This is a genomic window from Leptolyngbya sp. Cla-17, assembly GCF_016807185.1.
Classification (GTDB): domain Bacteria; phylum Cyanobacteriota; class Cyanobacteriia; order Leptolyngbyales; family Leptolyngbyaceae; genus ULC077BIN1.
On the sequence record NZ_JAEVYN010000002.1, the window covers coordinates 1,811,310 to 1,820,813 of the forward strand.

Sequence of the window (9,504 nt, forward strand, 5' to 3'; positions counted from 1 at the left end):
TTTATGAGGCAAGTATCTTAACGCTCAAACATTAGGAGGAAAATCGATGAGCCTAACGTTTTATTACGTCCCCATGTCCACATCAAGCATTACCGAAGCCATTCTGGCAGAGCTTGGCACAACCTGTGAGCGCGTCAAGCTCGACATCAGCGCGGGCGACACTAGAAAGCTGGACTTCCTCAAGGTCAACCCGAACGGAAGGGTGCCGGTGATCGTGCATGAGGGCATACCGATCTGGGAATCTTCCGCCATCACAATGTACCTCGGTGAGGTCTTTGGCGTGGATGCTATGCTTTACCCCGCGCCGGGACCAAAGCGCGGCGAAGCAATGAAGTGGATCGCTTGGGGCAACGTCACGCTCGCCGAAGCAGCGGGTCGATTGTCCGCGTCGCTGCCGAGTAATACTGAAGGAGCAGTCGAGTCCAATTCGTTAGACTGGGTGCCCCCCGATCAGCGCAGCGAGATCGCAGTGGAGAAGGCAAAAGCAGACCTAGCTGTCTGCCTCAAAATTCTTGACGGTGGACTGGAGGGAAAATCGTTCTTGCTCGACGACTACAGCCTTGCGGACACGCACCTGCAAGGTATCGTCGGTTGGATTGGCTCAATGGAAGTCGATCTGACGGCGTTTCCTAACGTTATGGAGTGGCTACAGCGCTGTGGTGAACGTCCGGCGATCGCAAAGCTGATGGCAGGCTGAAGTCGAGAACGAGCGAGAACCGTCTAAAACTGACACTAGTGCCAGTTTTAGACGGTTCTTGATCTCGCTGATCGCATGGTGGCGCTAATTCGAGAAGCGCCGGGAGAGAGTAGAGGTGATGAGTTTGGGGTTTGAATAGTGGATCAGAATCTATGGAAGTGAAGGGCAATTAATCAGATTGTTTAATTAATCGTGCTTCTTGCCCTTTTTTCTACCTTTTCCATTGTTGTCATCCTCTAGGCTTTCAGGTGAAGCACTTGCTGGAGATAGTTGAGCAGGCTTTATCTCAGCAGAAGTACTTTGAACCGGAATAGGAGTAGGAAGGGGCGAAGTGAGAGTGCGCTGAACGAGAAGGGGGATTGCTGTCGTTCCAGCTAAAGAGGCGGCCCCAATTACTCCTTGCATCAAGGTGAGCTTAAATCCTTTCTTCGGTGATTCAGGCGGGCTTCCAGGATTAGTCATAGGAAATTTATCTAAGTTAGTGTAGTAGCTAAACCAGATTGGTCAAAGAGTCAGTCCAGTATACTCAGCACAGCCGATCCACTCACATAATTTCAGACTCCCCAGTGTTATTACCCCTCTGGGGAGCCTTTTAGATTGACTTGTAAACACGATGCAGCGCTTCGATTTTTTAGATAAAGTCAGGTCGAGAATTAACCTCTCCCACATCGCCTTTAGTGCAAGAGAATTACAGAATGTAGGAAATATAATCCACTACAACCGTGTTTACTTGATCAATTAACACGATATTAGAACCCACTACAACGAGGTCGTAATAGCTCGGTAGATTAATATAGGTATTGACTTGCTTAGGCAGTGGCACTAGTTTCTTGGCAATGCCAGGAGGTAAACCCTTACCGCGCAACAGTTGCTTTTGGATTCCGGGGGGTAGCGATCGCCCTTGGTTAACAATCTGCGTGCGGAGTGAATTGCTCACCAGATAGTTGCAGTTACTACAGTTTCCACGCATCAAATCAACCAGCACCGTGCGCTGACTGCTGGTAAAGCTTTGAACCCGCGTTTGCTGAACACTACGAACAGCACCGTTATAGGCAACCACCACTCTGGGGCTGGTTTTGTAAACCGTAACCACACTTTCGATCGTCCTAGTTGTTACGCCTGGGCGACCTCCGAGAAAGGTAAATGTCCAGGAATCACCATTATCTACATAAGGGCATTGGCTGGCAGGTCCGTGCATAGAGTTCTCGGCACGATAGACTCGAATGCCGCCATTAGCTGATTCTGCGGCTTGACGAGCAAGATTTTTAGCTCGGTTCAAGTCAACCCGAACTTCCCTCCGATCGTCATCATCGTCATCGCGCCCCCGTCCGCGATCTTTATTCCGCCCTTTCTTGTCATCGTCATCATCTTTATCTGCCATCAACCACTGCTGAGTGCTAGCACTCTGGCTGATAGAGGCTTCATTGGTTTGGTTTGTTTGAGACGTTAGGGTCAATGCATTTGCAGTAGCAGGAATTGCCGTTAGCAGAGCAAGACTGGCTATAGCCAATAGTCGCTTACCCAGAGACGCAGGTGAATACAGCATAAATTTTCATTCTCCTAATTAGGTCAATGTGCAGTCGTCTAATCTCTACACTTCTTACATGTTTATAAGGTTCCCTATTAACGACGCTCTTGACCTTAGCTTTACGAAAGTGAGGTAGAGTTTACAAAAGTCAGCTAAAGAATTTCCATGAGAAACACCCTTTAAACTCCGCACCTCGCACTCAATTTTTTTCTTTTTCTTAAATCACTATTCAGTTAGATGCTATTGGGGATCATGTTTCCGCATAATAGCCATTAGCATTGCTTAATAAATTCGAGAGCCAATGAATGGTTAGTTCTGGTTTACCGAAATCAAAAAGTCGCCTACTAAGCTGGTGGGATTCGCTGACACCGATGTCGCGGATGTTGGCGATCGCCCTAGCGGCACCGCTTTCTGTGTTAAATGCTTGGGCATTTTCGTCTATTTTTAGCTACTTTCAGTCCTTGATGGTGGTGCTAATCGTGGCATCCCTCGTTGCTTTTATCTTGAACTACCCCGTTTATTGGCTGCAAGAAAAAGGAGTGCAGCGGACTCAAGCGGCGATTATTGTGTTTTTGTTAGCGTTATTGGTATTAGGTGTGCTGGGCGTAACGCTCTTGCCATTGGCGATCGCTCAGGCCCAGCAGCTTGTGACTCGCTTGCCCGAATGGTTTGACTCAGGGCAGCGTCAGCTAGTGATGCTGGATGATCGGCTCAGCACTGTGGGGTTGCCTGTCAGCCTGGATGGATTAATTTTGCAGCTCAACGATCGCCTCAAAAGCCAACTTCAAGGCATTGCAGGCAGTGCGCTTAATCTGACCCTCGATCTGGCAGTGTTTACGGTTGCCAAACTGATCGACGTTTTGCTAACCGTTATCTCTACGTTCTATCTCCTCCAGCATGGCGATGAAGTATGGAAAAATATTGTTGGCTGGCTGCCAGCACGAATTCAGCAGCCTTTTTCTAGAACCTTGCGGTTAAGTTTTCAAAACTACTTCTTAGGGCAAATTATTTCCTCTACCTGCATGGCAGTAGGATTGATTTCCATTTTCCTGGTGCTAAAAGTACCCTTCGGTCTGCTGTTTGGCTTAACAATTGGCTTAATGGCGCTAGTGCCTTTTGGCGGTTCCGCCGGTATTGCCTTAGTTACGCTGCTCGTGGGACTGCGGGACATTGGCATGGCGTTTCAAGTGCTGTCAGTGGCGTTGATTATTCAGCAAATTGTAGAAAACGGGATTGCGCCTAAGGTGCTAGGCAGTGTAACGGGGCTAAATCCCTTTTGGGTGTTTGTGTCAATTTTGACAGGCGCGCGGGTCGGTGGATTGTTGGGAGTCGTGGTGGCGGTGCCAACGGCCGTTTTGATTAAAGAAGCGTTGGAATCAATTCGCATGACTCGTAAAGGTGATCCATTGCTCAGCAATGAACCAACCCACCGTCCCACCGCGATAGAATCTCGCATTGCACCTGATGAATTAGTTGACGCGACGAAAGAGAAAGTGCCTGGTGAAGTTTAATTTACAACCTGGCTGCTATGGCTACGAGGATCAGTTTTGCTAGCTTTATCCGGAGAAATCGGTGCAGAATATGCAGAGGTTTGTCCTGAAGGTTGGGCATAGGGTAGCGAAACATTTTCTGCAAGAGCAACCAGGTTTGCTTCCATTATCGATCGCGGTTGTTCTCCAATTGCCTCCGCAACTTTATTGCCTTCGTCATTCAGAAAGACGAAATGAGGAATGCCGTCCACCCGGTACTTCAGTACTTCCGGCAACCATTTATTGTTGTCTACGTTAAGCATGACAAAGTTGAGGTGATCGCCATACTGCAGCTTCAAGGCTTGCAAATCGGTTGCCATTGCTTGACAGCTTGTACACCAGTTGGCATAAAACTCCATCAGCGTTGGCTTGCCGTTACTCAGAGCCGTCTCTAATGGAATCGCTGACTCAGCCATGGCGCTCAGCATTCCGGGTGCAGTTTCAGTTTTGAAGCCCAGAAAAATAGAGACGCTGAGGGCGATCGCTACTAGAGCAAGCACAAAATTTCGGAGACGGGTTGCCGAAGTCACTTCGGATGCTGGACTGGTAGAAAGTTTTGGAGCATCGGGTGCAGAGTTAGAAGAATTCCCAGTCATACCAAATCTCTAAAAAGACAACTTTTCTCCAGTGTACTGTTGTCTTAGACAGCGAGTCTCAACGTTGTCCCGTTGCCAAAGGAATGGTGCATTGAATCCGGGTTTGATCGAGCGAAGGAGAATCTTGCATCAGTAGGATCTCCAAGCTGCCGCCCATTGAAACCAAGAGTTTTTCGGCTAGCAGTCGCACAAAGCTAGGGGAAGGGGAGGGCGTGTTTGTCTGCTGCACGATCGCGGCTTTCTCTAGAGAATTTTCCAAAACTGACTCCAGCGGCGCGATCGCAGGCGGAAGGAATTCAATCGGTTGATTCCACACATTTACTGGTAGCGGCTGGTCTATCCAAAGTTGAATCGAGGCTGAATCTACTGCACCCAGCAGCACTGTAATGGTGCCCTCCTCCAAATTTGCGATCGCGCTATCCACTAAATGGATGAGCGCTTGCTGCAACCGACGGGGATCAGCTATGCAATACAGCGCTTCGTTCACCGCTGAAACATGCAGCTGTAAGTTTCGATTTTGTGCTTGCAAATGGGTCGCTGTGTATAAATTCAGCAGCAGCATGTTGAGTTGCACAGGTTGAAGAGTCAGTTCGCTTACGCCGTGTTCCACTTTGGCAACATCAATCACATCGTCCAGCACTTTTACCATGCGTAGTGCCGCTTCATTTGCTTGTTTAATAAAGTCTCGTTCTTCCTCTGGGCTATCGCACAAGTCTGCCAAAATCAACTGATGCATTCCAATCAATCCGCTCATGGGCGATCGCAGTTCGTGTGAGGTTCGCGCTAAAAAACCTCCCTTCAAACGGCTCATCTCTACTGCCATGTCGTAAGCCAGTTGAAGCGATTGCTGCGATGGATCTTCCTCTTGGGCAAGAGAGAGCTTTTGACTACTCAGGTCGGGGACTACCGCTGTTAAGTGAGAAGAGGATAATGGAGCCGAATGGCGGATTCGCCAGCCTACTATTAACCCACCCAAAAGCCCAATCATTAGCCATCCGAAATCCATCAAATTTTCTCTCAGTTACAACCTGATATGACAAATGATAAGGATGGAAATAGCCTGCATCTAAGATTAGTGCCTACCACCTGCCCTAATCTTTGTGGCTACTGCTATGTAAGTCAATAGCTCCCTGCCGCAAAATTTCCCATCCCATATCACGCCAGCGAATAACGGTAGATGGAACACCCGAAACAGTAGGGGGCTGCGTTCCTTCAATCTGCTGAATCTCATCGGGTGATAGGGTTAGCGCGGTCGGAAATTGCGCTTCGATCTCGGTCATTAATTGCAGCGGTGGCTGCCCAGAAAAATTAGCGCTAGTGGTTGCAAGAGGACCTGTCTGCGTCAGAATCGCCTGAGCGATCGCATGATTGGGTACGCGCACGCCAATTGTCGTAGGATCATGAGAATTCATGATAAAGGGTACGCGATCGCTAGCCGGTAGCACCAAAGTTAATGCCCCCGGCAGATACTGATTGACAACTAATTCCCACTGATGCCACTCTGCCGCACTTCCTCTCACATAATCCCAAAGATCTATAACAGCCGCTGCCATTAGAATGAGTGGCTTGTCAAAACTACGTTGTTTTGCAGTGAAAATTAGCGCTGCCTGATCAGGACGAGTCACCAAAGCTGGCACCGTATCCGTTGGAAAACTGGCTAAATGCGAACCATCGGAAACCTTAGTCGTTAATTCATCTAAAGAAACTTGGGGCATGAGAATGGATAAGTTTTGAGTTTTGTTTTAAGATGTCGTACTTTCTATATTTTCTCTTCAACAAATATTCAGCTAGTTCTCTTTAGGGTCTTTGTAGCTTTGGTTTTCTTTATAAGGAAACCTACGTTAAGAATCCTGGAAATCAAATTTGTAAGTAGACAGGCTCATGCTAAACCATGATCATTTTAGAGGCAATTATCTGCCTGATTGTTCCAACTTTTGATTGTCTTTGATTTCTACGTGTTTAGAAGTCATCAAAAAAGGCTTGGCACTGCCAAGCCTCTATAAGGTTAAATTCTGTCTAAATGACAAAGCCTATTTCATCTGACGCGCCATATCAAGGTAAGAATTCATGTTAGCGCCAGGAAGACGGCGACCGCCGCTGCTCATTGGGATGGGATATTTTGTAGCAAATCCGACTTCAGAAGCTGGAGCCGCTACTACTGTAGCGGGCGCTTTTGTAGCAGTGGTGGAAGCAGGCGTGCCATTGGAAGCTTTTGCCGATGCTAGGTTTTCCTTACCTGTAGACTTTTTGGTTTGGGTCGGTGCCTTTCCATTTCCAGACTCTACGATCGCTGCTGTTGTTTTTGCGGATGCAGCATTTGCGACTGCGGGTTTAGCCGACTGAGAGTCATCAAATTCTAAAAAGTATCCTGATTTACCTTTTTTAGAGGGTGAATTAGATACACCTTCTACTGCTGGTGCTTTCTTGCTAAAAAATCCGCCAAGAAAACTAAAAATGCCACCAACTAAGCTTTTAATGAGATTGATAATGCCGCTCATGAAAATTGCTCCTGACGTTTCTGACGCTGTGAGGCGAATGTAAAAACTATTACAAAACTTGTGGGATTAGAAGCGATCGCTAAATTAGCCAAAAAATTCTCTTAGACATTCAACTAAGTAGCAATCACTTGACTGCGACAACCTAAAAATTGCCTGCTTAAACTGCCGCTAGAGCAATATATCTCGCATTGCCACCAATCACTCAAACGCGCAACACGTCAGCGATCGCCGCCAATGGATATGTGACTAATTATGAGAGTTTAGTGGGAACACAAGCAAGATTTATCTACATTTCTTCACCAAAATTCATTTCAATTATCAAGGGCCTTATTGTCCTAGCACTCAAAGGCTGGTCAAGTCATTTGGCAGGTTATTTGTCGCGTTGAGTTTTTCTGAAAATTTCTTTGCTTGAAACTGCATTCTGCCGTGTCTTTAACGGTTCCCCAAAGGAATAGCTTCTAACCGTCGATTTTGTAGCTCAGCAATTAAATCATCACCACTACGATGAGCTTCCCAATTGCCCGATTCAAGTCCTTGAATAGTCCAGCTACCCTGCATCGAATTTTCATCTTCAGCAATCAGTCCCGAATAGTTGATGGGATAGATTGATGTAGTCAAATATTGTTTAGTAAATTGGATGGTTCGCCCAATCACTTCACCCGCTGCCTGTGCTTCTCCTAATAGGGGGCTATCATCCAAAATACTGCCACTAATCGTGTTCCCTGCCTGCACAAACGTTACCTCAAACCGAGTAGGGTTTGCATTCTGCCAATAAGTTCCAAGCCAGCTTCCGCTTACGTTTGCCATACCGCTTTAAGACTCCACATCTCCAATTTGAACAAATGCTTTCTCTCCAAAAATTGCCTCAAAATGTCGATAGTACTTAAATTCCAGTAGATTGAAAAATGGGTCTTCTAGAAAGAAGGTAGAGTGCTCTAACGCTGTGCCTAAAAAGCGGCATTTAGAGGATTGGTAGAAATGAAGTTGCTGTTGCTCAGCTCGCTCTAATAGCGATCGCCACTCTGCTTCGTCGGTGAAAATTAGCCCAAAGTGGCGTGGATAGACCCCCTGCTGCGGGGTGAGCGTCTCTCTGGTCACATGGGCAACCAATTGATTTCCACGGAGATTTAAAATAAGTGACGCTGCATTTTCTCGCCCGACTTGACACCCCAAGCCATCGGCATAAAACCGCTTGGTGTCAGGGATATTACTAACTGGAAAGGCAAGATGGAAAAGAGAGTGAGCCATAAAAGAGTGAATGGGTGGAGGGCTTAGCTGCTGGCATAAAGGCTTAGGCTATGAAAGACAAATGCTGCTTGAACTTTAAACTTCGCACTCTGCACTTAAAGTTAAAGATATTGTCGTTATTCGCAAATGCAAAACCATGGTTAATGCGAATCTTGATTTTCTCTACGCTACACCGTCTCTTAATAGCTGGATGATTGCGGTTGCGTTGAATACTGTTTTGGCCGCGATCGCCTGGATTGTGCCCAAAAAACTGTTGACTACTCCAGGCTTAATTCATGCTTGGGCTTTGGGCATCTTGGTCTGGGGCTGTTTAGGCTGGCAGGGCTATACGGTAGTCATGTTCTATTTTTTGATGGGCTCAGCGGTGACAAAAATTGGTAGTGCCCAGAAAGAAGCCGAAGGCATTGCAGAAAAGCGCTCCGGCGCACGGGGACCGGAAAACGTCTGGGGCTCAGCCTTTACAGCGGCTCTGTGTGCGGTAGGCATTTGGTTTTATATTGGCTTTTTCTCGCCGAGTCCAACTACTTCTTTGATTGTGCCGCTGTTGACGCTGGGATATGTGGCAAGTTTTAGCACAAAGCTAGCAGATACTTGTGCAAGTGAAATTGGTAAGGCTTATGGTCAACGCACATTTTTAATTACGACCTTACAACCGGTTCCCCGCGGTACTGAGGGCGCGGTTAGCTTAGAAGGAACTATAGCAGGCATCGTCGCTTCTGTGGCGATCGCTGTTGTTGGTTGGGCTGTAGGTTTCATCACACCTGCTGGAATCGTCATTTGCATCATTGCAGCATTCATTGCCACCACTATGGAAAGCGTGATTGGCGCAACCCTACAAACTCAGATTGAGTGGCTGAGTAATGAATTAGTGAATGTGGTAAATACTTTGATTGGAGCAGCGGCTGCAATTGCGATCGCGCTCGTCATGAAATTTGTTTTTTTGGTGCTGTAAACTCCAATTCTGCACAACAAATTATTAATCATTTATCTTTGAACTTGTGAGCGATTCATGCCCACTTTTAAGGTTTTGACTGCCATTTATCTACAATAAATCACTCCTCTCGACAACTCATATTAGCCACGATTGTTATTAGTTAATAGCTATTTTTAATTTCGCTAAATGGTCTACAGGCAGAATTTCGTCTACTTTAAATTAGTGTTTATAAAACCATATTTTAAGAAAAAAAATCATGAAGGTCTTTCAATAGAGGGTCTAGCCCCCTTTTACAGTTAACGAAATAGTGATTAGGTTAAGTTGTGTGTAATTCTTTTCCTGTTCAGTTTTCGCCAAAACTGATGTGAGTCTTTTCCATTCAAAAACTCATTAAGTAGACAGATCTAATTAAATGTAGGATGCCGCAAATCTATCCTCATCCTAAATCTCTTTTCTTTAGGAGAAGTACTTTGA

The 9,504-nt window shown here is 46.4% G+C and carries 11 protein-coding genes and 1 pseudogene; 5 read left to right on the plus strand and 7 right to left on the minus strand.

Features of this window, described 5'->3' with window-relative positions:
* Positions 1-73: 73 nt before the first annotated feature.
* Together JOY44_RS32890 and JOY44_RS31530 are read left to right on the plus strand one after the other, a co-directional pair.
* Positions 74-214: pseudogene (locus JOY44_RS32890) on the plus strand (glutathione S-transferase family protein); the annotation flags it as partial.
* Positions 215-289: 75 nt separating this feature from the next.
* Complete coding sequence (locus JOY44_RS31530) at positions 290-697, plus strand: glutathione S-transferase family protein (protein WP_242541845.1); 408 nt, start codon at positions 290-292, stop codon at positions 695-697.
* A 186-nt stretch (positions 698-883) separates the two neighbouring features.
* Here JOY44_RS31530 and JOY44_RS19345 read toward each other — a convergent pair whose 3' ends face one another.
* Together JOY44_RS19345 and JOY44_RS32430 are read right to left on the minus strand one after the other, a co-directional pair.
* A complete protein-coding gene (locus JOY44_RS19345) occupies positions 884-1,159 on the minus strand; it encodes a hypothetical protein (protein WP_171575199.1) in 276 nt (91 codons plus the stop codon).
* A gap of 226 nt (positions 1,160-1,385) precedes the next feature.
* Positions 1,386-2,243 carry a hypothetical protein gene (locus JOY44_RS32430; RefSeq protein WP_171575200.1) on the minus strand — a complete coding sequence of 286 codons (858 nt, stop codon included), beginning with the start codon at positions 2,241-2,243 and terminating at the stop codon, positions 1,386-1,388.
* 287 nt (positions 2,244-2,530) lie between these two features.
* On the opposite strand from JOY44_RS32430, the gene JOY44_RS19355 reads away from it, so the two are divergent.
* Positions 2,531-3,736: an AI-2E family transporter gene (locus JOY44_RS19355; protein ID WP_171575201.1), complete on the plus strand. Its 1,206-nt coding sequence runs from the start codon at positions 2,531-2,533 to the stop codon at positions 3,734-3,736.
* Here JOY44_RS19355 and JOY44_RS19360 read toward each other — a convergent pair.
* From JOY44_RS19360 to JOY44_RS19370, 3 genes are all read right to left on the minus strand, one after another.
* Complete coding sequence (locus JOY44_RS19360; RefSeq protein ID WP_171575202.1) at positions 3,733-4,350, minus strand: thioredoxin family protein; 618 nt, start codon at positions 4,348-4,350, stop codon at positions 3,733-3,735. The two genes, JOY44_RS19355 and JOY44_RS19360, sit on opposite strands and share 4 nt — an antisense overlap.
* Before the next feature lie 58 nt (positions 4,351-4,408).
* Positions 4,409-5,356: a sensor histidine kinase gene (locus JOY44_RS19365; RefSeq protein ID WP_171575203.1), complete on the minus strand. Its 948-nt coding sequence runs from the start codon at positions 5,354-5,356 to the stop codon at positions 4,409-4,411.
* Between the two features lie 85 nt (positions 5,357-5,441).
* Entirely contained in the window at positions 5,442-6,065 is a 624-nt protein-coding gene (locus JOY44_RS19370) for an L-threonylcarbamoyladenylate synthase (protein ID WP_171575204.1), read from the minus strand.
* Between the two features lie 352 nt (positions 6,066-6,417).
* Between JOY44_RS19370 and JOY44_RS19375 the strand changes: the two genes are divergently transcribed.
* A complete protein-coding gene (locus tag JOY44_RS19375) occupies positions 6,418-6,693 on the plus strand; it encodes a hypothetical protein (protein WP_203032062.1) in 276 nt (91 codons plus the stop codon).
* Positions 6,694-7,280: 587 nt separating this feature from the next.
* On the opposite strand, the gene JOY44_RS19380 is transcribed toward JOY44_RS19375, so the two are convergent.
* Both JOY44_RS19380 and JOY44_RS19385 read right to left on the minus strand, forming a co-directional pair.
* The gene (locus tag JOY44_RS19380; RefSeq protein WP_171575207.1) at positions 7,281-7,655 is read right to left on the minus strand and encodes a hypothetical protein; all 375 of its coding nucleotides are present in this window, start codon (positions 7,653-7,655) and stop codon (positions 7,281-7,283) included.
* Positions 7,656-7,661: 6 nt separating this feature from the next.
* On the minus strand, positions 7,662-8,096 hold the full coding sequence (locus JOY44_RS19385) for a VOC family protein (protein WP_171575208.1): 435 nt from the start codon (positions 8,094-8,096) through the stop codon (positions 7,662-7,664).
* A 136-nt stretch (positions 8,097-8,232) separates the two neighbouring features.
* On the opposite strand from JOY44_RS19385, the gene JOY44_RS19390 reads away from it, so the two are divergent.
* Positions 8,233-9,048 (plus strand): TIGR00297 family protein, encoded by an 816-nt coding sequence (locus tag JOY44_RS19390; protein ID WP_197985578.1) that lies wholly within the window; start codon positions 8,233-8,235, stop codon positions 9,046-9,048.
* Positions 9,049-9,504: the final 456 nt, after the last annotated feature.